This is a genomic window from Halomonas sp. BM-2019 (genome assembly GCF_017584085.1).
Genome location: NZ_CP071922.1, coordinates 3,648,132 through 3,669,715, shown reverse-complemented (window position 1 = coordinate 3,669,715; position 21,584 = coordinate 3,648,132). Strand labels below are relative to the sequence as shown.

Here is a 21,584-nt window from a genome sequence, read left to right as displayed (position 1 = left end):
CGTAGCGGCGGCGCACGTCGATGTGAGCGAGCAGGATGATGAAGAAGATGGCCGCCGCCGTGCCCAGCACCTTGGAGGTGGTGAAGCCGTAGAGTGAGGCCCGAGACTGCTCGCGGGTGTCGATCATCAGCATCGCGAACAGCATGATCGCCGCGACGAACAGCGGGATCTGGTTGGAGATGAAGGCGTCGGTGATGTTGCGCAGCAGGGTGATGTGGAAGGTCAGCTCAGGAAACTCGTCCAGCCTGGCGCTTCCGCCCACCCCGAGGTCGGTGCGGTAGTCGTGGAAGCGATAGGCGAAGAAGCTGCGATGCACCTGCCAGCCCGGCAGGCGGAAGCCGGATTCGATGCCCGGCAGGGATGTCGGGTGGATCAGCCGATAGGCATCCAGGTCGGGCACCAGCACGACATGGTGCCGGAGATCCGGATGCCAGACCCGCAGCCGCAGGTTCTTGATGTCTATCGGGAAACGCGAATAGTCGGATGGCTGACGCACGCTGGTCTTGAAGAACCAGCCGACCACCTCGCTGTCTCCCTCGCGGAAGCGGAACAGCTCCTCGCGCTCATCCTGATCGGGAATCGCGTCCGGGAAGAAGATCTCGCGTCGCAGGCCAACGTCGCCGCTCAGCGGATAGCGCTGCCAGAGGAGGCCGGTGACCACGAAGTCGTGGGGGGTCTCGAAACGCACGGCCTTGATGAACATGCCGGTCGGCACCTGGATCGGCTCGTCGATGCGCTGCAGGCGGGCCTCTTCGGCATACCCCTCGAGATAGCTCTCCACGCCGGCGCGATCGACCAGCATGACCGCCGCCGGCGGGTCGCGACCCACCTCGGCAAACTCCAGGCGCCAGATATAGAGCACGCCGAGCAGAAACAGCAGGGCGATGGCAAAGCTCCCGCTCCACAGCATCGGCAGGGAGTCCAGCCGGTAGGCGACGACCAGGCCGGACAGGCCGATGGCCCCGACGATCAGGGCGATGGTGATCAGTATCTGCCGGCGCTTGTGTTCGCTCAGGTCGAGCGGCATCTCGTCGGTGAAGGCCACCACCGACAGCGACCAGTCCGCGGCCGTGATGGGGCTGAAGAAGATCAAGGAGCCCTGGCCGGTGAGCTCGTTGGAGTGGGCGAGCGCTCCGCTGCGCCGGGCCGTGGCCTGCTCCGCCAGATGCAGCAGCTGGGGGTCGTCCAGCTGGGCGGCGATGTCGAACAGGGTCAGCCCATGGCGGACGTATTCCCGCCGCGGGTGGGCCACATAGGTCCCCTCCTCGGTAATGACGAAGGCATAGCCGGTCTGGCCCAGGTCCAGCGCGCCGACCAGATTCCAGACATCCTCGATCGAGTAGTCGATGCACACGGTGCCGTCGGCCCCGGGACCCTCGAGCAGCCGCTGCTCCTCGGGGAGTCGGAAGGGGGTGCAATAGAGCGCCAGCATCGCCTGGCTGGCCTGGCCGAAGAAGGGCTCGAGCCAGCCGGCATAGGTGGTACCCTGGTGATACCAGTCGTGCTGGGGCTCGGTGTAGTCGTAGACCTCCTCCACCCACAGCAGCTGGTGCACGTCGTTGCGCTTGACGATATAGGGTGCATAGAGCCGCCGTTCCGGGGCATAGGCGTAGGGGCGAAACATCACCCCGACCCCGAACACATAGGGGTGCTGCTCCACCAGCGCCTCGAGTCGCTCCTCGATCTGCTCGACCGGCAGTTCCCCGCTCGCCAGGTCGAAAGCCATGACGTCGGCCAGGCCGGCGAGATGGCTCAGGTCGGCAGTCAGCGACTCGGCGGCCTCCCAGGCCTCACGCTGGATGGCGTCGCGCCATGCCTCGGTGGTCTGGAGCCGCATGCTGCGATCCACCCACACCAGGCCGATGGCGATGCTGAAGGCCGTCACCGCGACGACCAGAGCCGTGACGAAGACGAGGCGTGCCCGACCGACTGGGGGAAACATCCTGCACCCTTGGAGTGGCTACCAGGAAAAGTGACAGCAGTCCACTCCGGTATGGCACCGAGCGGGCAGGATTGCAAAGTAGGACGTCCATTCTGAATGAGGGAGGTGGCCGACATGCCCATCATCACCATCAACCTGCTGGCGGGTCGAAGCGATGAACAGATGGAGGCGCTGATCCACGAGGTGACGGAGGCCTGCCATCGCGCGCTGGGGGCTCCCCGAGAGAGCGTTCGCATCATCCTCAATGAGATGGAGGAGCAGCACTTCGGGGTGGCGGGGGTGTCGATGAAGCACCTCAAGCAGGGCGGTGGAGGGTGAAGCAGGCACGGGGCTGACCGTGTGCCGATTCGAAAAAAGACGCCCGGGAAATCCCGGGCGTCTCTGTCTGGTGGCCACCCTGGCCTGGCGATCGCCTGGCTCAGGGCTCGTTACGGCTGGAGCCTCTCCAGCTCGAAGCGGTCGGCATTCATCACCTTGGTCCAGGCCTTGACGAAGTCCTTGACGAACTTCGCCTGGTTGTCGTCCTGGGCGTAGACCTCGGCGTAGCTGCGCAGGATGGAATTGGAGCCGAACACCAGATCGATACGGGTGGCGGTCCATTTCACCTGGTCGCTCTTGCGGTCGCGGATCTCGTAGAGATTGCTGCCCGCCGGCTTCCAGGTATTGCCCATGTCGGTCAGGTTGACGAAGAAGTCATTGGTCAGCTGCCCCTCGCGGTCGGTGAACACGCCGTGCTTGGTGCCGCCGTGGTTGGTGCCCAGCATGCGCATTCCGCCGATCAGCACGGTCATCTCGGGGGCTGTCAGGCCCAGCAGCTGGGCGCGGTCGAGCAGCATCTCCTCAGGCTTGACGATGTACTCCTTCTTCTGCCAGTTGCGGAAACCATCGGCGAGAGGCTCCAGCGGCTCGAAGGACTCGGCGTCGGTCATCTCCTCGGTGGCGTCGCCGCGCCCCGGAATGAAGGGCACCAGGATATCGTGGCCCGCGGCCCTCGCGGCCTGCTCGATGCCCACGCTGCCGCCCAGCACGATCAGGTCGGCGATGCTGGCGCCGGTCTCGCTGGAAAGCTGTTCGTAGACCTTGAGCACTTTCGCCAGGCGATCCGGCTCGTTGCCCTCCCAGTCCTTCTGCGGGGCCAGGCGGATGCGCGCGCCGTTGGCACCGCCGCGCAGGTCGGAGCCGCGGAAGGTGCGGGCGCTGTCCCAAGCGGTGGTGACCAGCTCGGCGACCGAGAGCCCACTCGCGGCGATCTTCTGCTTGACCGCCTCCACGGAGTAGTCGGTGCTGCCCGCCGGTACCGGGTCTTGCCAGATCAGCTCCTCTTGCGGCGCATCGGGACCGATGTAGCGGGACTTGGGTCCCAGGTCGCGGTGGAGCAGCTTGAACCAAGCCCGCGCGAAGGTGTCCTGGAAGTAGGCCGGGTCCTTGCGGAACGCATCCATGTACTTCCGGTAGCTGGGGTCCATCTTCATCGCCATGTCGGCGTCGGTCATGATGGGGTTGTGGCGAATGGAGGGGTCGCTGGCGTCGACCGGCTTGTCCTCCTCCTTGATGTCGACGGGCTCCCACTGGTTCGCACCCGCGGGGCTCTTCTTCAGTTCCCACTCATGGTCGAGGAGCATGTCGAGGTAACCCATGTCGAACTTCGTCGGCTCCTTGGTCCAGGCGCCTTCGATACCCGAGGTTACCGCGTTGGCGGCCTTGCCCTGCATATTGGGGTTGGTCCAGCCCATGCCCTGCTCCTCGACGCCGGCGGCCTCGGGCTCCGGTCCGAGGGCCTCGGCATCACCGTTGCCGTGGGTCTTGCCCACGGTATGGCCACCAGCGGTCAGGGCCGCGGTCTCCTCGTCGTTCATCGCCATGCGCTTGAAGGTCATGCGCACCTGCTCGGCGGTCTTGAGCGGGTCGGGGTTGCCGTTGACGCCCTCCGGGTTCACGTAGATCAGGCCCATCTGGACCGCGGCCAGCGGGTTCTCCAGGCTGTCGGGCTTTTCGACGTTCTCGTAGCGAGTGTCGGAGGGGGCCAGCCACTCCTTCTCCGCCCCCCAGTAGATATCCTTCTCGGGATGCCAGATGTCCTCGCGGCCGAAGGAGAAGCCGAAGGTCTTCAGGCCCATGGACTCGTAGGCCACGTTGCCGGCCAGGATGATCAGGTCGGCCCAGCTGATCTTGTTGCCGTACTTCTTCTTGATCGGCCACAGCAGGCGGCGGGCCTTGTCCAGGCTGGCGTTGTCGGGCCAGCTGTTGATCGGCGCGAAGCGCTGGTTCCCGGTGGCGCCGCCGCCGCGGCCGTCGGCGATCCGGTAGGTGCCCGCCGCGTGCCAGGACATGCGGATCATCAGGCCGCCGTAGTGGCCCCAGTCGGCCGGCCACCACGCCTGGCTGTCGGTCATCAGGGCATGCATGTCCTTCTTCAGCGCCTCGAAGTCGAGCGTCTTGACCGCCTCGCGGTAGTCGAAGTCCTCGCCCATCGGGTCGGTCTTGCGGTCGTGCTGATGAAGGATGTCCAGATTCAGGGCTTCCGGCCACCAGTCCATGTTCGAATTTCCCGTGGCAGTGTTGCCGCCGTGCATGACCGGGCACTTGCCGGCTTGCTGCTGATCACCCATGTCGCTCTCCAATCCAATCTGGCTGCGTTGAGGTACCTGCCACCTCTATATAGACGATGGCGCTGCGGCGGGACAATGAACCGTCTCAACCCTCCGCCACGCGGTGGTGACGGATGCGGCTCCCGTCCTGGTGCCTTCAAGCTACTCCCCCTGAATCCATTAGCACAATGCGAGATTGTCGACCGCCGCGATAGCCAAACTTTATCGTCCGGCGGCCGCCGAGCGGCTACGCTCGCCGGTAGGCGCTGGAGGAGCCGATGTCCTGTAATGGACCCCGACAGGGGGGGTAATGCAGCAGCCTTCGTTATAGTAATATGCGGCTCGTTCCTGACACTTGCCGAGAGTCGCCGCCGTGGGCCTGCCAGGCACGTGCGCCTCGGTACACTCCCAGTCGAGCCGGAGGTGATTTGCTCAAGCGGCTGATGCCCGGTTTCCTGATGCGTCGCCTGCAGAGCCTGCAGAGGCGCCTGCTGGTCGGGCTGGTGGTGACCTGGCTGGTCATCATCGGCCTGCTGCTGGGCGTTTGCCTGGGGCATCGGCGAGAGGCTGGTTCGCGACGCCAGCCTCTCCCACCTGGGGTATCAGGCGGAAATGCTGAGCCGTGGACTGCATGACCGGCTCAGCCAGCGTTTCTCGGCTCTGACGCATTTCTCGGACCAGCTGGCGGAGGGCTCGAGCGAGGAAGTCGCGGAGCGCCTCGCGCAGAACCGCAGCCTGCTGGCGCACTTCGAGGGCATCATGATCACCGATGCCGACGGCAGGGTGATCGCCGATCTGCCGGAGGTGCCGGGTCGCGTGGGGCTCGAGACGGCCCGTACCGAATACTTCACGATGCTGAGCCACTCCCGCTGGCCCTATGTCAGCCGTCCCTTCATCGGCCGGGCCAGCGCGCAGCCGCTGGTGCTGGTGCCTCGCGTCACGGCCGATGGGACCTTCGACGGGGCTGTGGGCGGCATCCTTAACCTGGCCCACGGCCAGTTCTTTCGCAGTATTGCCACCCTGACCTTCCAGCACGACGGTCACGTGGCGATCTTCACCGCCGCCGGCGAGCCGGTGTTCGTGCCGATCTCCCTGGAGGGGCCGGTGGCCTCGCTGCGGCGCCTCGATCCGCCGGACTTTCAGCGAGCCCTCGACGGCTGGGAGGGCGAAACCCGCCATGCCCTGGAGGGGGAGAGCATGCTGGTGGCCTATCGGCAGGTGTGGGAGGCCGACTGGGTGGTGGCCATGATGATGCCCCGCCGCTCGGTGCTGGCACCGCTGCAGGCCTTCCTGGAGCGGCTCTGGTGGACCTGGCTGGTGGCCGCGCTGCTGATGCTGCTCCTCACCCGCTGGTGGGTCGGCCGCCAGCTCACGCCGCTGCACCGCCTGGAGCGCCAGATTGCCGAGGTGGGGACCGGCGTACGCCAGCGGCTGGCGCTCTCGACCGACCTGCATGAGCTCACCCAGGTGTCGCATGCCTTCAACCGCCTGGAGCAGGAGCGCCGCGAGGCGCTGCATCGCCTGCGTGACCGCGAGGCCTTCCTCGACGCCGTGCTAGGTTCGACCCCGACCGGCATGTTCGTCGCCGACCTCGAGGGCGAGGTCACCTACCTGAATCCCGCCCTGGTGGCCATGCTGTGTCTTCCCCCCCGGGGCAACGGCCGATGACCTCTGGCGGCGTATCCATGAGGAGGATCGCGCGGGCGCCCGCGACCTGTGGCGCCATGCCCTGCGTCAGGGCAGCGATTTCCTGCGCCAGCTGCGCATGGGGGATGCCAGGGGAGAGGAGATGTGGGTCGAGGTGCATGCCAGTCTGGTGCAGGGGCGCGGCGAACCGCTGGGCGTGGTGGGCACGGTCAAGGACATCACCGAGCGGCGCCATCAGGAAGCGCTGCAGCGCTGGGAGGCCGAGCACGACCCCTTGACCGGCCTGCTCAATCGGCGAGGCTTCGAGCGTCGCCTGGAGGAGGCCCTGGCCGACTTCACCAAGACCGGGACCCCCTCGGCGGTGGTGCTCCTCGACCTGGATCACTTCAAGCCGGTCAACGATGAAGGCGGTCATGCCCTGGGCGACGAGCTCCTGCGCCGGATCGCCCGGGTGGTGTCCGGGGAGGTCCGCCGCAGCGATCACCTCGCCCTGCAGGGCGGTGACGAATTCGGCCTGCTGCTGCCGGGCTGCACCCTGCCGCAGGCGGAGGCCATTGCCGAGACGGTGCGCCGGGCGGTCAGCCAGGTCAGCGTCAGCTACGCGGGGCAGGCGCTCTGCGTGACCGCCAGCATCGGCCTGACCGTCTTCCGTGAAGGGGATGAGGCCATCGCCTCGATCCTGGCCCGGGCCGATGCCGCCAGCTATGACGCCAAGCGTCGGGGACGCGATGGGGTGGTGGTGAACCCGGGCCAGGCGCCGCTGCTCCTGACGCGCGGTGATCCAGAACTGGCGATCGATCGCCACCTCGTCTTCCAGCACGTTGACCAACGTCCCCGAGCCACTCGCCATGAAGCAGGGCAGCACCGCCAGGCCCGCTCCGTACCGGCAGGCGGCGTGCTGGGTGGTGACGCTGGTGCTGCGCATGGCGAAGTGGGGCGGGGTACCGACCACCGCCGGGTCGAGCAGCGGTTCCAGGTAGCTCAACTGCTCGCTGAAGATCAGGTCGTCCACGTAGCCGATCAGCCGGTGCCGGTCCAGGTCGGCGAGCCGTGCCGGGGTACCGTGGCGCGCCAGGTAGTCGTGGCTGGCGTAGAGCCGCAGCCGGTAATCGCAGAGCCGCGAGATCACCAGCCCCGGACTCACCGGCCGTTCCACGGTGATGGCGAGATCCGCCTCGTGGCGGCTCAGGTTGACCACCCGGGGCAGGGCCAGCAGGTCCAGGGTCACTCCGGGGTGGCGTGCGCAGAAGGCGCTGAGCAGCGGGGCGATCACCCAGGTGCCGAAGCCCTCGGTCACCCCCAGGCGGATCTGGCCGCTGATCTGGTGATTCTGATCGGTGAGGCTCTCGCCGGCCTCGAAGGCGTGGCGGGCCATCTCCTCGGCATGGGCGAGCAGCTGCTGACCCGCCTCGGTGAGGTGGTAGCCGTGGGTGCTGCGCTCGAAGAGCTGGGTATTGAGCTTCTGTTCGAAGCGCCGGGTGCGCCGCGACAGGGTGGAGTGGTCCAGCCCCAGGCGGCGGGCGGCATCGGTGAGCCGCTGGCTGCGGGCCACCTCGAGGAAGATCTGGATATCCTGCCAGTCGAGCATGGGGGCCTCTCGGTCGGGGGGCGTGCCCGGGGACTGTGATCGAGCCCCGCTGAGCGCGCCCGTAGGGGCGAGCGTTTGTGCACGAGTGCACAAGCAATGTGCCCGAGTGCCCGTTGTCACGCCATCCGACCTCTGGATAGACTCCTTGTCATCACCTTCCGTGTTTTTATACACACAAAGTCTAATGCCAGGGTGATCCACGGCCATCACCAACAGCTTGGTCATCACCAACAGCTTGGCCATCACCAACAACAATAACAATGCCGATCCCCCGGGCAGCGACCGCACAGAGAGGAGCACGTCCATGTCAGTCCGCGAAATCCCCATGTACATCGATGGCCAGCCCGTCCACTCCCAGAGCCAGGAGTGGCGCGACGTGGTCAACCCGGCCACCCAGGAGGTGGTCGCGCGGGTGCCGTTCTGCACGGCGGAGGAAGTGGATCGCGCCGTGGCCAGCGCCAAGGAGGCCTTCAAGACCTGGCGCAAGGTGCCGCTGGGCAAGCGCATGCGCATCATGCTCAAGCTTCAGGCGCTGATCCGCGACAACACCAGTGAGCTGGCCGCGCTGATCTCCGAGGAGCACGGCAAGACCCTGCCCGACGCCGAGGGCGAGGTGGGCCGCGGCCTGGAAGTGGTGGAGCACGCCTGCTCGATCACCTCCCTGCAGCTGGGTGAGCTGGCCGAGAACGCCGCCAGCGAGGTGGACGTCTACACCCTCAACCAGCCGCTGGGCGTGGGCGCCGGCATCACCGCCTTCAACTTCCCGATCATGCTGCCCTGCTTCATGTTCCCGCTGGCCATCGCCACCGGCAACACCTTCGTGCTCAAGCCCTCCGAGCAGGACCCCAGCTCCACCATGCGCCTGGTCGAGCTGGCCCACGAGGCGGGCATCCCGGCCGGGGTGCTCAACGTGGTCCACGGCGGCCCCGAGGTGGCCAACCAGATCGCCGACCATACCGACATCAAGGCGCTCTCCTTTATCGGCTCCACCCACGTGGGCACCCTGCTCTACAACCGGGCCGCCGCCGCCGGCAAGCGCATGCAGTCGATGATGGGCGCCAAGAACCACTGCGTGGTGATGCCCGACGCCAACCGCAGCCAGGCCATCCACAACCTGCTGGGTTCCGCCTTCGGTGCCGCCGGCCAGCGCTGCATGGCCAACTCCGTGGTGGTGCTGGTGGGCGAGGCACGGGCCTGGCTGGACGACATCGTCGAGGGCGCCCGCAACATGAAGGTCGGTCCCGGCAACCAGCGTGACGCCGACCTCGGCCCGCTGGTCTCTCCCCAGGCGAAGGAACGCGTCGAGCGGCTGATCACCGCCGGCGAGCAGGAGGGGGCCCAGCTGCTGGTGGACGGCCGCGGCTACGAGGTCTCGGGTTACGAGTACGGCAACTTCGTGGGACCCACGGTGTTTGCCGACGTGACGGCGGAGATGAGCATCTATCGCGAGGAGATCTTCGGCCCGGTGCTCTGCGTGGTGAGCGTCGATACCCTCGACGAGGCGATCGAGTTCATCAACGCCAACCCAAACGGCAACGGCACCTCCATCTTCACCAGCTCCGGCTGGGTGGCGCGCCGTTTCGAGACCGACATCGACGTGGGCCAGGTGGGCATCAACGTGCCGATTCCGGTGCCGGTCGCCTACTTCAGCTTCACCGGTTCCCGCGCCTCCAAGCTGGGTGACCTGGGGCCCAACGGCAAGCAGGCCATCGCCTTCTGGACCCAGACCAAGACGGTCACCGCCCGCTGGTTCGAGCCGGAGAACGTCTCCAGCGGCATCAACAGCACCATCTCGCTGAGCTGACCCTTCCGGCTCGACGACATCGCGGCCCCGCCTCGAGAGAGGCGGGGCCGTTTCGGTTCGGGGGGCGGGGGCTACCGCTCGGCCACCCCGAGGGTGGCGAACAGCGCTGCCAGCTCCGGATCCGCCCGCCTGGCCCGCAGCAGGTCGGCATCCACCACCGAGAAGCGGCCAGCCGAGGCCTGCAGGTAGGGCCGTCCCGTCGCCGCGTCGATGAAACGGACCTCCGGTACCCTGGCGATACACTGCTTGAGGAAGGTGCAGTTGCGGGTGATCGCCAGGCTGTCGCCGTCGGGATAGACCTCCGCCGGGCAGGTCGCCAGGGTGTTGATCCGCTTGTAGCGATCGATGTTGACCAGGCCCAGGGGGGCCAGGATGTCGAGACGCTCGCGGGTGCCGTGGGCGATGGTCGTCGGCGGGGTGTGCTTGGGCACGCTGTTGTCCAGGAAGGTGTATTCGAGCCGGGGGTGCGGGCTGTCCAGCCACTTGAAGAGCAGCTTGGGCATGCCGTCGTAGGCCTCCACGCAGTGGCCCAGGAAGTCCTCCACCGCCTTGAAGCGCCCCCGCTCCAGCCCGCGCTCCCAGCCGCGTTCTACCGTGGCCTCCGGTGGGGTCACGACGAAATAGAAGTACATGGTGTCGACATATTTCGCGTAGGTGGCATCCAGCAGCTGCGGGACCTTGTCCATGGCGAAGCTGTCGAAGCGGAACCGATCGATCAGCAGGTTGGGGATGGAGTGATCCCGCCGGGCCTTGTCGCGGATGTAGCGGTCCAGCTTGGCATCGATAAGCTTGACCTCCTTGCCGGCCAGTCGGCCGGCATACTTGTAGGCCTCGCCCAGTGCCTCATAGTCCAGCAGCAGGCGGCGCCAGATGTCGGGGGAGACGGTGCCGTACTGGTCGGGCTGGATGCCCAGCTCCCGCAGGGTGTCCATCAGGAAGTGGCGCAGGGAGCTCTTGCCGGCGGCCGAGGCCCCCTTCAGGCTGATCAGGATCGGCTTCCTGGCGCAGGGGAGCCGGCCGTAACCCTCCACCTGCATGGCTCGCTCGACGTGGGGGGCGATCTGCTCACCGAGGCGGCGGCTGCCGATATCGTTGCAGGCGTGCCGGGTGATCAGGCGGGCCAGCAGCTCCTGGTCCACCCCGATATGCCCCTGGGTGGCGCCGATCGCGTTCAGCACACGGTAGGTGCTCTTGTAGATGGCCCGCTCCAGCTCGTCTTGGGCCGCGAGCCCCTTCTCCTTGACGCCCCGGATCACGTCATGATGGCGCTCCTCGATGGAGCGTGGCTCCGCCTGCCGGCGTGGCGGCTGACGCTTGCCGAACCAGCGGGACAGCAGCGAGCCGGGCTCGGGCTCGGGTGCCGGCGGTTCGGGTGCGAAGGCCGCGGCGAGGATCTCGCCTGCCCGGCCGTGTATCTCGTCATGCAGCCGGTCATAGGCCTGCTGGAGTGCCGGCAGCTCCGGGGTCAGGTAGACGGAGAGGATCTTGAGGGCGATGCTGCGGAAGTGCTGCCCCAGCAGCTCCTCCTCTTCACCCTCGAGGACCACCACATCGGCCGTCACCTGCACGATAAGTTCGTGCAGCACCAGGCGTTCCGCACAGAAGGCGACCAGCTCCTCTTCCGGAAGCCCGGTGAGGGTTCTCAGCTCGGGCATGTCGGCCAGGCGGGAGTAGACGTTGTCCGGGCGGTGAATCGTCTCCAGGGCCTTGTAGCGCCCGGGCAGCTCGGCCTCCAGGCCGGGGTTCCACGCCGAAAACTCGGGATCAGGTCGATCTGCCATATCGGGAAGCCATGCATGCCGTGTTGTGTCAGGGCTCGGTGGTGCAGTAGTGCGCCTCGGCCCGCAGGGTAGGCGCCGACCATCCCGGCCCCACCAGGCGATAGTGACCGACCCGGCCCCCCGGGGCAATGCCGCGAAGGGCCGGCCACCGGACGGAGCCGCGCCTGGTCGTCAAGCGGTCGGTAAAGGGGACGGCGACGACATCGAAGGCCTTAAAGCTCACGGTAGGCTTCCTCGTCGGCGTCGGATTCCCACTCGCTCAGGGTCCCTTCGACGGCATGGGTGAAGGCCAGGTCGAGAGGACGAGCCTTGCGCAGGCGAATCTCGCCATCATTGATCTCGAAGCTGATCACATCGCCTGCGCGCAGGTCCAGCGCCTGGCGCACGGCGCCGGGAATGGTGGCCTGGTATTTCCTGGTCAGTCGGCTGGTTTTGATGGTCATGGTCATGACCCTCTGCCCTGTCGGGTAATACGGTAATACTGGATGGGGCTGCGGTAGGGCACAAGGAGGCAGCTTGCCTGGCGTGAGCTTCGTGCGATCGCCGACAGCATCGGCTGGCTGTACGGAGGGTGCCGGCCACCAAGAACACACGGCCCCGCCTCTTTCCGAGGCGAGGCCGTGTCGTACCGACAGCCAGAGACTGCCTGGCTCGTCGCTGGATCAGGTCGGGGCGATATTCTGGTTCAGGTGGAAGAGGTTCTGGGGATCATACTGCGCCTTGATCCTGGACAGGCGCGCGTAGTTCGTCTCCCCGAAGCCGGCGATGATCCGCTCCCTGCCTTCGTCGCCGATGAAGTTGAGGTAGACGTTGCCGCTGGCCCAGGGGCTCAGGTCCTGGCGTAAACGACGTGTCCACTCTCTGCCGCGTTCGTCATCGTCGGGGTTCTCCCACATCCCGAAGGGATGCACGGCCCAAGGGGCGTGTCGCCAGGAGATCGGGAAATCGGCAGGCCCCCTCGCGACGGCGCCTCCCTGCGGAATCAGCACATGCTGGGAGTGAGACGGCACGATCATGTCGCCCGCGCGCTCACAGAACAGCGTCAGCGCCTCGTCCGGAAAAGACTTCAGGTATTCGGCCGACCAGTAGTTGCGATAGCCGGGCGGGTCGTCGAGCATGCACTGCAGGTCGGCATAAGGCATCTCGGCGATCAGCTCGCCCTCGTGCCCCAGGGAGAGCAGTGGTGCCACGACCTCCCGTGCCTCGGCCTCCGGTCCGGCATAGACGGCCAGCACAGCGAACGTCAGCTTGTCGACCAGATACTCGGGAACGAAAGCTTCCGGCGGGGCCGTGACGTAGAGGGCGCCGCCGCCTACCTCGTCCGGTGCCGAGTCGAGGAAGTCGCGATAGGCGGGCAGGACCACCGGCGCCTTCTCCGGTGACCAGAGCAGCAGCAGGGCGGTGACCTGTGGGAGCTCGTGCAGCCGGAAGGTGAATGACGTGGCCACTCCGAAGTTCCCACCGCCCCCGTGCAGCGCCCAGAACAGTTCGGGATTCTCCCGCTCGCTGGCGTGGACGAGGCTGCCGTCGGCGGTCACCAGCTCGGCGGCGAGCAGATTGTCGCAGGCCAGCCCGAACTTGCGGGCCAGCCAGCCGTCACCGCCACCCAGGGTGTAGCCGCCCACCCCGGTGGTGGATACCCGCCCACCCGTTGTCGCCAGGTCGTGCGGCTGGGTAGCGCGGTCGAGGTGGCTCATCGTCGCCCCGCCGCCGACGGTGGCGGTGCGCCCCCCCGGGTCGACTGTCACGCCGTTCATCCGGCGCAGGTCGATCACCAGGCCGCCCTCGGTCAGGGCCTTGCCCGCAACGCCGTGGCCGCCACCGCGCACGGCGATCTCCAGCCCCAGCTGCCTGCCGAAGTTGACGGCGCTGACCACATCCTCCACGTTGGCGCACTGGGCCATGATGGCCGGGTGGCGGTCGATCATTGCGTTGAACAGCTTGCGGGCTTCATCGTAGCCGGCATCCTCGGGGAGCAGGATCTCCCCCGAGAAGTGCCGGCGTAACTCCTTGAGTGCTGCGTTATCGAGATGAGTTGTCATGACACCCTCCTCGGGAGGGCGAGGCGCAGGGACTCGTGATCCTGGGCTTTGCCATACCCAACCTGACGTCATCGGCCGTCGACCCCCGGGCCGGTCCGACGTCAGGCGCTCGGTGCCGGCCAACTGCCCGGGATCAGGGCCAGCGGCGCGAGCAACTGAGGTGGCGGTGAGCCGCCGAGTCTCGGGGCACCGCGCAGCTCATGCCGGCATGGCGACGGGCATGATCCGATTGGAGTCGTGGGTCCCTTCCAGTATAGCGCCACGGGCTTGGGGGCCCGATTCTTTCATCACCCCGGTCACCGGTGGCTTGCGCTGGAACCCGAGGCCTGAAGCCGTTTGCGCGGGCTGCGCCACAGGTTCAATGGACAGTTCGATAACGTTGACGTTAACTGCGGATTGTCGATAACAATCCCAATGCCAGGAGCCACCATGACCACCCCCATCAGCCGCTTTCCCATTCCCGAGTCGATCCAGGAGCTGCCCGAGGACCTCCGCGACGCCATGCTGGCGGTGCAGGAGAGGGCGGGCTTCATCCCCAACGTCTTCCTGATGCTGGCCCACCGCCCGGCGGAGTTCCGCGCTTTCTTCGCCTACCACGACGCCCTGATGGAGCGCGAGTCCGACACCCTCACCAAGGCGGAGAAGGAGATGATCGTGGTGGCCACCAGCGCCCGCAACCAGTGCCTCTACTGCGTGGTGGCCCACGGCGCCCTGGTGCGCATCTACAGCAAGGACCCGCTGCTGGCCGACCAGGTCGCCATCAACCACCGCGTCGCCGGCCTCAGCGAGCGCCACCGAGTGATGCTCGACTTCGCCATGCACTCTGGCCTGGAGGTCGGCGAGCTCACCGACGCCTGGCAGACACGCCTGCTGGAGGTGGGCTTCACTCAGGACGACATCTGGGACATCGGCGCCATCGCCGCCTTCTTCGGCATGTCCAACCGCCTGGTCACCCTGGCCGGCACCCCGCCCAACGAGGAGTTCTACCTGATGGGCCGGGTGCCGCGGGAGAAGTGAGCCACTGGTCCAGGAGCTTCTCAGGTTAGCTTGGAGCGCTCACTGTGGGAGGACGGCTTTGCCGCGCGAATGGCGGCGGCCACCCAACATTAGCCAATTGCTGTTACCTTAGATCGGCATTGAAACAGGGAAAGTGGGGTAACGCATGGATCGGCTACCGGAAGGGCTCTACGAACGGCTACTCGATGAAGAACTGATGGTGGAGTTGGAAGCGCACCCAGAGTTGAAGCCAGTTCTTTGCTCCCTCGACGATGAGGCGGCGCCCCACGCCTACTCCCAATTTATCGGCCAGCTGCTCCACCGAGCCTTACGCATGGTAGAGGCCAAGGATCGACTGCCGCTGATTAACCGCATTGTCGAGCTGGTGTCGGCGACCGAAGGTCTCGACTATCTGACTCGCAAACGGCTGCTCAGCGCCGATAAATCGATTCTCACGGAGGTGGGCCATGGCCGCGACTCCTTACCCCGCCCACACACGCCACTGTCTACCAGTGCCCTGCTCACCGGCCTCGGCCACGATCCGCCGTTAGAACATGAGCTGCGAGCCGAGATGGCCACGGTGGATGGGGTCGATATACTGGTTTCGTTCATCAAGTGGTCCGGGCTTCGGCTACTGATGCCGGCCCTAGAGCGCCTGGCCGAGCGGGGGGTGCCGGTGCGTCTGATTTCCACCAGCTATATGGGTGCTAGCGATCCGGCAGCGCTGGAATGGCTGACTCGCCAGCCCAATGTCACCGTGCGTGTTTCCTACGATTCCGGTGGCACTCGTTTGCACGCCAAGGCCTACCTTTTTCGGCGGAATTGTGGCTATTCCACTGCCTATATTGGCTCGGCGAATATGTCCCATTCGGCGATGACCCAGGGGCTGGAGTGGACCGTCAAAGTCACCGAGCAGGATATGAAACATATTCTGGAACGGTTTGCCGCCGAGTTTTCCGCCTACTGGGAGAGCGATGAGTTCGAGCCCTACACCGAGGCGGACTTCATCCGCTTTCGACAAGCGATCGCGGCGCATAAAGAGCGTGATCGGCGTGGGGTAACATTCTTTGCCGAGATGACGCCGCGACCGTTCCAGTTGCGGATTCTGGAGGCGATCGACGCCGCGCGTCAGCGTGGCTCATACCGGAACCTGGTGGTAGCGGCCACCGGTACCGGGAAGACCGTGGTCTCAGCGCTGGACTATCGACGATTCTGTGAGCGCGAAGGGCACCAGTTGCCGCTGCTGTTTGTGGCTCACCGCAAGGAGATCCTGGAGCAGGCCCAGGCCTGTTTCCGAACCGTGCTGCGTGATCAGAACTTCGGTGAGCTCTGGGTGGGCGGGCAGGCGCCGACAGCGCACCGCCATCTATTTGCCTCGGTGCAGACGCTCAATCGGCAGAGGCCTTGGGGAAGCCTGGGTGCTGAGCACTTTCACTATGTGGTGATCGATGAAGCCCATCATGGTGCCGCCAGCAGCTATCGGGCGCTGTTCGATGAGCTGAGTCCGAAACTGTTACTAGGCCTGACCGCCACACCAGAGCGGATGGATGGCAGCAGTATCCTGCCGGACTTCGGCGGTGACTTCGCCGCAGAGATCCGCCTCCCCGAGGCGCTGGAAGAAAAGTTGCTGTGCCCCTTCCATTACTTTGGCGTCAGCGACAGCATCGATCTCAGTGAAGACAGCCTTTGGCGGAATGGGCGCTATGACGCCCGGCAGCTCGAGAACTTGCTAACCGGCGACGACTTTCGTGCTCGCCAGCGCGTCGATACCGTTAGACAGGCGTTGGAACGCTATCAGCCTGACCTCCGGGGCTTGCGTGCGGTGGGATTTTGCGCCGGCGTGCGGCACGCCGAGTATATGGCTGAGAGCTTCAACGCACTTGGCGGCGAGTATCGGGCCGCTGTGCTGGTTGGTGACACTTCAGCAGAGCTCCGTGCCGAGCGGCTTCGGGAGTTTCGCGAGGGCACACTGCCATTCCTGTTTACTGTGGATGTGCTCAGCGAGGGCGTCGACGTTCCCGACATCAACCTCGTGATGTTCCTGAGGCCTACCGAGAGCCTGACGGTCTTTCTTCAGCAGTTAGGGCGAGGACTGCGCCATGCCCCGGGCAAGGAGTGCCTCACCGTACTGGACTTCGTAGGGCAGACCCACCGCCGCTATCGGTTGGACACCAAGTTTACCGCGCTGCTCTCCGGACGGCGGAAGCGTCTGGATCGGGAAGTGGAGGCCGACTTTCCGAGTCTGCCGCCGGGCTGCAGCATCCAACTGGAACGCGTGGCACGGGAGAGAGTGCTGGGCAAGATCCGCGCGGTGCTAAGTGATTTGAATCGGTTTATTCCTGAGACTCTTCGCACCTGGTCGGAAGAGGTGGGCCAGCCACTCACATTTGGACGGTTCCTCGAGGTAACGGGACTCTCACCGGTACAGGTGCTGGCGCGGCGGAGCTGGTCGGAGTGGAAGGCCATGGCCGACCGTCGGCCGCTGCCCGACGATCCCGATCTGGAGCAGGCCCGCAAGGCACTCTCCCGCATCGCCCTGCGTAGTGATCCTGAACTCCTCACGGCCGTTGAAACTCTCGGTCGTCCGGATGGCAGTGTCGAGGAGGCCCTGGGGCGCTACGACGTTGGCCAGCAGACGGCGCTGCACTATCTGCTGTGGAGCCGGAAGGGGGGGCTGGTGGGTGTTGAGAATCTCGAGCAGTCGCTGCAGAAGTGGCGCGTCAATTCCAGCGTGGCCGCCGATGCCGCGGAGATTGCCGCCTGGCGGCGTATCCATCAGTCAGTGCCGCTACGCTCTCTTGACGATCTGCCGTTCGACTGCGGGCTGCTGTTACACGGCGCTTATGGCACCGCCGAGATCAAGGCGGCCATGGGCTTGGCCAGCTTGGAAAAGCCTGGCGCCACCGGGGTGGGTGTTATCCATGCCAGGGACATCCGCACTTACATTCACTTGGTCACTTTCCACAAAGACGACGGTGACTTTTCGCCCACCACACGTTATCGCGACTATCCCATCAGCCGAACGTTGCTGCATTGGGAGAGCCAGTCGAATACCACACAGGCCAGTTCGACGGGCCAGAACTATCTCCACTTTGGAGACCGCGGCTACACGATTCTTTTTTTCGCTCGTTTGACCAAGCGTATCGAGGGCGAGACGGCACCCTTTATCTTCTTAGGCCCGGCCAAGGCGCTAAACGGGTATGAGGGTGATCGCCCCATTGCCATGATCTGGGAGCTCGAACACCCAATGCCAGCGGAACTCTTCGAGGAGGCGCGGCCGGCATAACATGACCTGTCACGGAACCTCAGCGACGTGAATCTGGCGGTACAGGAGAAGGCGGCTTTGTGGCCAACGTCTTCAAGATGCTGGCCCATCGGCAGGACGAATTACGCGATTTCTTCGGTATGTCCAACCGCCTGGTCACCCTGGCCGGCACCCCGTCCAACGAGGAGTTCTACCTGATGGGCCGGGTGCCGCGGGAGGTCTAAGGGAGGCACCAAGTGGCGAGTTCGTGTTGACAGATTGGCCTCGCCTGACAAGGGCTGCGAGCCGCCGGCCCCAGCCCTTGTGTTCGCGTGCCGTTGCTGTCAGTCGGTCAATACTCCCAGAAGATCCGCTGCAGCTCCTCGCTGTTATCGGTCATCGTCAGGGCCACCATGGCCAGGATACGAGCTTGTTGCGGGCGGTGGTCGTGGGCCACTACCCAGTCGTAGTCGTCATCGGGCTGCTCGGCGTTCCGCAGCACGAACCCGGCGGGCACGCGGGAAGAGCGGATGATCATCACCCCCTGGTCACGCAGCGCCTTCAAGGCATCGACCGCTGGTGCCGCCACCGAGCCATTACCCGTACCGGCATGGATCAGTGCCGCGATGTCGCTCTCGCCGTAGGCCTCGATACCAATGGTGTTCATGTTGCCGTAGCCGTAGACGATATCGACGGCTGGCAGGGAGTCGATATCATCGATGTTGAACTCGGATGAAGTGGTGTGGCGCTTGACCGGGTCACGAAACCAGTAATTGCGCCCTTCGACCACCATTCCGAGCGGGCCCCACTGGCTCTGGAAAGAGCTGGTCTTGATGTTGATGCTCTTGCTGACGTCGCGCCCGCTCAGGATGTCGTCGTTCATGGTCACCAGGACCCCCTTGCCTCTGGCGTCCTCGCTGGCCGCAACGCTCACGGCGCCGTAGAGATTCAGGGCGCCGTCGGCGGACAGGGCGGTGCCGGGGCGCATGGAGCCTACCAGCACGATGGGCTTGTCGGTTTGCACCACCAGGTTCAGGAAGAAGGCGGTCTCCTCTAGGGTATCGGTGCCGTGGGTGATGACGATACCGTCGACATCGTCCTGCTTGGTCAACTCCGACACGCGCTGGCCCAGGGTGATCAGATGCTCGTTGTTGAAACTTTCGGAGGCGATCTGGAAGACCTGCTCTCCGCTGACCCGAGCAAGATTTTCCAATTCGGGCAGGCCCGCCAGTAGCTTATCGACTGGTACCGTTGCGGCGGCGTAGGTCGCGCTGTCGGCGGCGGTTGCCCCGGCCCCGGCTATGGTGCCACCGGTGGCGAGCACCACCACGTGCCGGTCCTCCGACTGCGCCAAGACAGCGGCCGATACCGCCAGAAGCACAACTCCCGCAATCCAGCTTCTCACTAATCGTTGAGTTTTCACGACAAACCTCTCCCGTTGGATGGTTGTGTTGGCAGGCGCCACGGTCAATTCGTGCTATGGGCTCGACCGCTTCCAGATACACCATAGCCAGTTCACCGGGTTATCGCCGTGATTCTTCCCCAGGTCTCGGTCCCAGTTTGGTGCTTGATTGATCGGCGGTGCCCAGGGGCGATACCGGAGTTAGGCGGTGGTCGTTCGAACCAAGCGCATGCGCTATCATGAACCTCGTTCCTTCCGCTATCGGCCAGGCCGGCCGTGACTCGAAGAAGGATCCCTACAATACATCCACTTGTCGCCAGGGGAGTCCCGCCGCATCCGCGGGGGCTGAGAGGGCCAAGCGCCGACCCTGGAACCTGATCCGGTTCATGCCGGCGGAGGAAGCGCGACATGCCCTACCTGACGTCTGCCGTGCTCGGCGCGGCGCTCCTGTGCTTTGCGTTCCTGGGCCTGCGGGCCCGCCGGGCCGACGGTCGGCTCGATGACTACGTCACCGCCCGCAATTCCCAGGGCGCCCAGGCCATCGGCCTGTCGTTCCTGGCCTCCAGCATGGGCGCCTGGATCCTCTTCGCGCCGCCGGAGATCGGCGCCTTCGTGGGGCCGGTGGCGCTCGCCGGCTACGCCATCGGCTCGTCGCTGCCCTTCATCGTGCTGGGGCTCTACGGCCCGGCGATCCGCCGCCACCTGCCTAAGGGGCGCAGCATCGGCGAGTTCGCCGAGGCCTGCTACGGTGCCGGAGTGCGGCGCTGGGTCTCCTGCGTCTCCGTGGCCTACATGGCGATCTTCCTGGCCGCCGAGCTCACCGCCATCGGCGCCATCGCCGCGCTGCTCTCGGACGTGCCGCCGGCGCTGGTGATCCTCGGGGTGGCGGCGGTCACCCTGGTCTACACCACCCTGGGCGGGCTGCGGGCGAGCCTCGCCACCGACCGCTGGCAGGCCTGGCTGCTGCTGGTCCTGCTGGTGCTGGTGGGCGGCGTGGCCTGGTGGTGGCTGCCCCCCATGCCGGCCGAGGCGGTAATGCCCGCCGTTCCCGCCGGCAGCGCGTTCTCCGTGGCGCTCACCCTGGTGATCGCCGTCACCGCGGCGAACCTCTTCCACCAGGGCTACTGGCAGCGGGTGTGGGCCGCCGAGGACGATCGCGCCCTGGCCCGCGGGGCCCTGCTGGGCGGGGCCAGCAGCCTGCTGGTGGTGATGGCCATCGGCGGGCTCGGCATCGTGGCGGCGATGCACGCGCTGCCCCTGGGCGAGCCGCCGATTCCCTTCTTCGCGCTGCTCTCCGCGGCGCCGGCCTGGCTGGCGCTGCCGGCCCTGGTGCTGGCGGTCACCCTGGTGGCCTCCAGCGTCGATACCCTGCAGAACGCCATCGCCTCCATGGCGGTGGCAAGCTCCGGCCGGCAGGGGCTCTCGGTGCGGGCGGCGCGCTGGGTCACGGTGGCGCTGATGCTGCCGGTGGTGTGGGTGGCCCTGCAGGGCTTCTCGGTGCTGCGCCTGTTCCTGATCGCCGATCTGCTGTGCGCCGCCATCCTGCTGCCGGTGCTGCTGGGCCTGTGGCGGCGCATGTCGCCGCTCGCCGCGGTGGCAGGAGGCGTGGCGGGCCTGCTCGGCGCGGTGCTGCCGGGCTGGATCACCCTGGGGAGTCTTTCCGCCGGGGTGCTCGCCGCCACCTTCCCGGATAGCATTCCGACACTCCCGCCCTTCCTGGGGGCGCTGGTCGCCTCCACGCTTGCCAGCCTGCTGGTTGCCTGGCGGCGCCCGGGGGCGAGATTCCAACCCACCCTCAAGGGAGACGCCCGATGAGCACAAGCTCCGACTGGAATGCCTGGGCCGCCGGCCGCGACTCGGCGCGCATCACCGACTGGCTGCGCGAGATCAGCGAGCCCGACTGGTCCGCCACCGTGAATCACCCGCTCTTCGATGCCCTGGCCGAGGGGCGCCTTTCCGATGCCGACTTCGCCGCCTACATGGTGCAGGACTATGGCTTCGTGGACCCCTTCACCGCGCTGATCGGCTTCGCCATCGGCCGGGCGCCGAGCATGGCGGATCGGGTGGTGCTGGGGCAGTTCATGGGCATGCTGACCAGCGACGAGAACAGCACCTTCCAGCGCACCTTCGAAGCCTTCGGGGTGCCGGCCGCCCAGCGCGAGGCGTCGGACTATCTGCCCGAGACCCGGGCCTTCCAGGCGCTGCTGCGCGAGACCGGCAGCGCCGGCGGCTACGCCGAGATCCTCGCGGTGCTGGTGGTGACCGAGTGGGTCTATCTGGAGTGGGCGCTGCGCATCACCCGTGCCGAGGGGTTGCATCCGCTGGTGGGGGAGTGGATCGACCTGCACGACAACCCCGCCTTCCAGGACTTCGTCGCCTGGCTGCGCCGCCGCCTGGACGAGGAGGCGCAGACGCTCGATGACGCCGCCTTTGCCCGCATGGCCGAGTGCTTCCGCGAGACGGTGGCCAGGGAGCGCGCCTTCCATGACGCCGTGATGCCGCGTTGAACGGGCCGGGCGGGTAGCGTCGCCACGCCCGCCCTGCTTTCGG

General features: G+C 66.1%; 13 protein-coding genes, 3 pseudogenes and 1 riboswitch. Of the genes and pseudogenes, 9 read left to right on the top strand and 7 right to left on the bottom strand.

Annotation, left to right across the window (positions count from 1 at the left end; translation table 11 throughout):
* On the bottom strand, positions 1-1,942 hold a 1,942-nt coding region (locus J5F18_RS18150), incomplete at its 3' end, for a cache domain-containing protein (protein ID WP_346299931.1).
* A gap of 114 nt (positions 1,943-2,056) precedes the next feature.
* Between J5F18_RS18150 and J5F18_RS18145 the strand changes: the two genes are divergently transcribed.
* Positions 2,057-2,260, top strand: coding sequence for a 2-hydroxymuconate tautomerase (locus tag J5F18_RS18145; protein WP_346299930.1), 204 nt, complete (start codon positions 2,057-2,059; stop codon positions 2,258-2,260).
* 110 nt (positions 2,261-2,370) lie between these two features.
* Here J5F18_RS18145 and katG read toward each other — a convergent pair whose 3' ends face one another.
* A complete protein-coding gene (katG, locus tag J5F18_RS18140; protein ID WP_346299929.1) occupies positions 2,371-4,551 on the bottom strand; it encodes a catalase/peroxidase HPI in 2,181 nt (726 codons plus the stop codon).
* A 591-nt stretch (positions 4,552-5,142) separates the two neighbouring features.
* Here katG and J5F18_RS18135 point away from each other — a divergent pair.
* A complete protein-coding gene (locus J5F18_RS18135) occupies positions 5,143-6,198 on the top strand; it encodes a PAS domain-containing protein (RefSeq protein WP_346299928.1) in 1,056 nt (351 codons plus the stop codon).
* A pseudogene (locus tag J5F18_RS18130) lies at positions 6,146-6,862 on the top strand (sensor domain-containing diguanylate cyclase); the annotation flags it as partial. The gene J5F18_RS18135 and the pseudogene J5F18_RS18130, both read left to right, overlap by 53 nt.
* A 117-nt stretch (positions 6,863-6,979) precedes the next feature.
* On the opposite strand, the pseudogene J5F18_RS18125 reads toward J5F18_RS18130, so the two are convergent.
* Positions 6,980-7,765 (bottom strand): annotated as a pseudogene (locus J5F18_RS18125) (LysR family transcriptional regulator); the annotation flags it as partial.
* 304 nt (positions 7,766-8,069) lie between these two features.
* Between J5F18_RS18125 and J5F18_RS18120 the strand changes: the two are divergent.
* On the top strand, positions 8,070-9,569 hold the full coding sequence (locus J5F18_RS18120) for a CoA-acylating methylmalonate-semialdehyde dehydrogenase (RefSeq protein ID WP_346299927.1): 1,500 nt from the start codon (positions 8,070-8,072) through the stop codon (positions 9,567-9,569).
* Positions 9,570-9,640: 71 nt separating this feature from the next.
* Here the strand turns inward: J5F18_RS18120 and J5F18_RS18115 are convergent, their stop codons facing one another.
* The 3 genes from J5F18_RS18115 to J5F18_RS18105 all read right to left on the bottom strand — a co-directional run bounded on the left by J5F18_RS18115 (position 9,641) and on the right by J5F18_RS18105 (position 13,392).
* A complete protein-coding gene (locus J5F18_RS18115) occupies positions 9,641-11,350 on the bottom strand; it encodes a hypothetical protein (RefSeq protein ID WP_346299926.1) in 1,710 nt (569 codons plus the stop codon).
* Positions 11,351-11,562: 212 nt separating this feature from the next.
* Entirely contained in the window at positions 11,563-11,793 is a 231-nt protein-coding gene (locus tag J5F18_RS18110; RefSeq protein ID WP_346299925.1) for an AbrB/MazE/SpoVT family DNA-binding domain-containing protein, read from the bottom strand.
* Between the two features lie 219 nt (positions 11,794-12,012).
* The gene (locus J5F18_RS18105) at positions 12,013-13,392 is read right to left on the bottom strand and encodes an FAD-binding oxidoreductase (RefSeq protein ID WP_346299924.1); all 1,380 of its coding nucleotides are present in this window, start codon (positions 13,390-13,392) and stop codon (positions 12,013-12,015) included.
* A gap of 429 nt (positions 13,393-13,821) precedes the next feature.
* Between J5F18_RS18105 and J5F18_RS18100 the strand changes: the two genes are divergently transcribed.
* The 3 genes and pseudogenes from J5F18_RS18100 to J5F18_RS18090 form a co-directional block, all read left to right on the top strand.
* A complete protein-coding gene (locus J5F18_RS18100; protein ID WP_346299923.1) occupies positions 13,822-14,409 on the top strand; it encodes a peroxidase-related enzyme in 588 nt (195 codons plus the stop codon).
* 145 nt (positions 14,410-14,554) lie between these two features.
* The gene (locus J5F18_RS18095; RefSeq protein ID WP_346299922.1) at positions 14,555-17,674 is read left to right on the top strand and encodes a DUF3427 domain-containing protein; all 3,120 of its coding nucleotides are present in this window, start codon (positions 14,555-14,557) and stop codon (positions 17,672-17,674) included.
* A gap of 110 nt (positions 17,675-17,784) precedes the next feature.
* Positions 17,785-17,877 (top strand): annotated as a pseudogene (locus tag J5F18_RS18090) (alkylhydroperoxidase); the annotation flags it as partial.
* Between the two features lie 107 nt (positions 17,878-17,984).
* On the opposite strand, the gene J5F18_RS18085 reads toward J5F18_RS18090, so the two are convergent.
* Positions 17,985-19,055 carry an asparaginase gene (locus J5F18_RS18085; protein ID WP_346299921.1) on the bottom strand — a complete coding sequence of 357 codons (1,071 nt, stop codon included), beginning with the start codon at positions 19,053-19,055 and terminating at the stop codon, positions 17,985-17,987.
* 287 nt (positions 19,056-19,342) lie between these two features.
* A riboswitch (TPP riboswitch) is annotated at positions 19,343-19,453 on the top strand.
* On the opposite strand from J5F18_RS18085, the gene J5F18_RS18080 reads away from it, so the two are divergent.
* Both J5F18_RS18080 and J5F18_RS18075 read left to right on the top strand, forming a co-directional pair.
* Positions 19,443-20,849, top strand: a complete 1,407-nt coding sequence (locus tag J5F18_RS18080; protein WP_346299920.1) for a sodium:solute symporter — start codon at positions 19,443-19,445, stop codon at positions 20,847-20,849. Its footprint overlaps the riboswitch before it by 11 nt.
* On the top strand, positions 20,846-21,541 hold the full coding sequence (locus tag J5F18_RS18075; protein ID WP_346299919.1) for a TenA family protein: 696 nt from the start codon (positions 20,846-20,848) through the stop codon (positions 21,539-21,541). Before J5F18_RS18080 ends, J5F18_RS18075 begins: the two co-directional genes overlap by 4 nt.
* The last annotated feature ends 43 nt before the right edge of the window (positions 21,542-21,584 follow it).

Bases quoted from the DNA above. Each gene is read 5' to 3' on its own strand.
- J5F18_RS18145 (WP_346299930.1), top strand. From the start codon at position 2,057: ATGCCCATCATCACCATCAACCTGCTGGCGGGTCGAAGCGATGAACAG.
- katG (WP_346299929.1), bottom strand. From the start codon at position 4,551: ATGGGTGATCAGCAGCAAGCCGGCAAGTGCCCGGTCATGCACGGCGGC.
- J5F18_RS18135 (WP_346299928.1), top strand. From the start codon at position 5,143: ATGCTGAGCCGTGGACTGCATGACCGGCTCAGCCAGCGTTTCTCGGCT.
- J5F18_RS18120 (WP_346299927.1), top strand. From the start codon at position 8,070: ATGTCAGTCCGCGAAATCCCCATGTACATCGATGGCCAGCCCGTCCAC.
- J5F18_RS18115 (WP_346299926.1), bottom strand. From the start codon at position 11,350: ATGGCAGATCGACCTGATCCCGAGTTTTCGGCGTGGAACCCCGGCCTG.
- J5F18_RS18110 (WP_346299925.1), bottom strand. From the start codon at position 11,793: ATGACCATCAAAACCAGCCGACTGACCAGGAAATACCAGGCCACCATT.
- J5F18_RS18105 (WP_346299924.1), bottom strand. From the start codon at position 13,392: ATGACAACTCATCTCGATAACGCAGCACTCAAGGAGTTACGCCGGCAC.
- J5F18_RS18100 (WP_346299923.1), top strand. From the start codon at position 13,822: ATGACCACCCCCATCAGCCGCTTTCCCATTCCCGAGTCGATCCAGGAG.
- J5F18_RS18095 (WP_346299922.1), top strand. From the start codon at position 14,555: ATGGATCGGCTACCGGAAGGGCTCTACGAACGGCTACTCGATGAAGAA.
- J5F18_RS18080 (WP_346299920.1), top strand. From the start codon at position 19,443: ATGCCCTACCTGACGTCTGCCGTGCTCGGCGCGGCGCTCCTGTGCTTT.
- J5F18_RS18075 (WP_346299919.1), top strand. From the start codon at position 20,846: ATGAGCACAAGCTCCGACTGGAATGCCTGGGCCGCCGGCCGCGACTCG.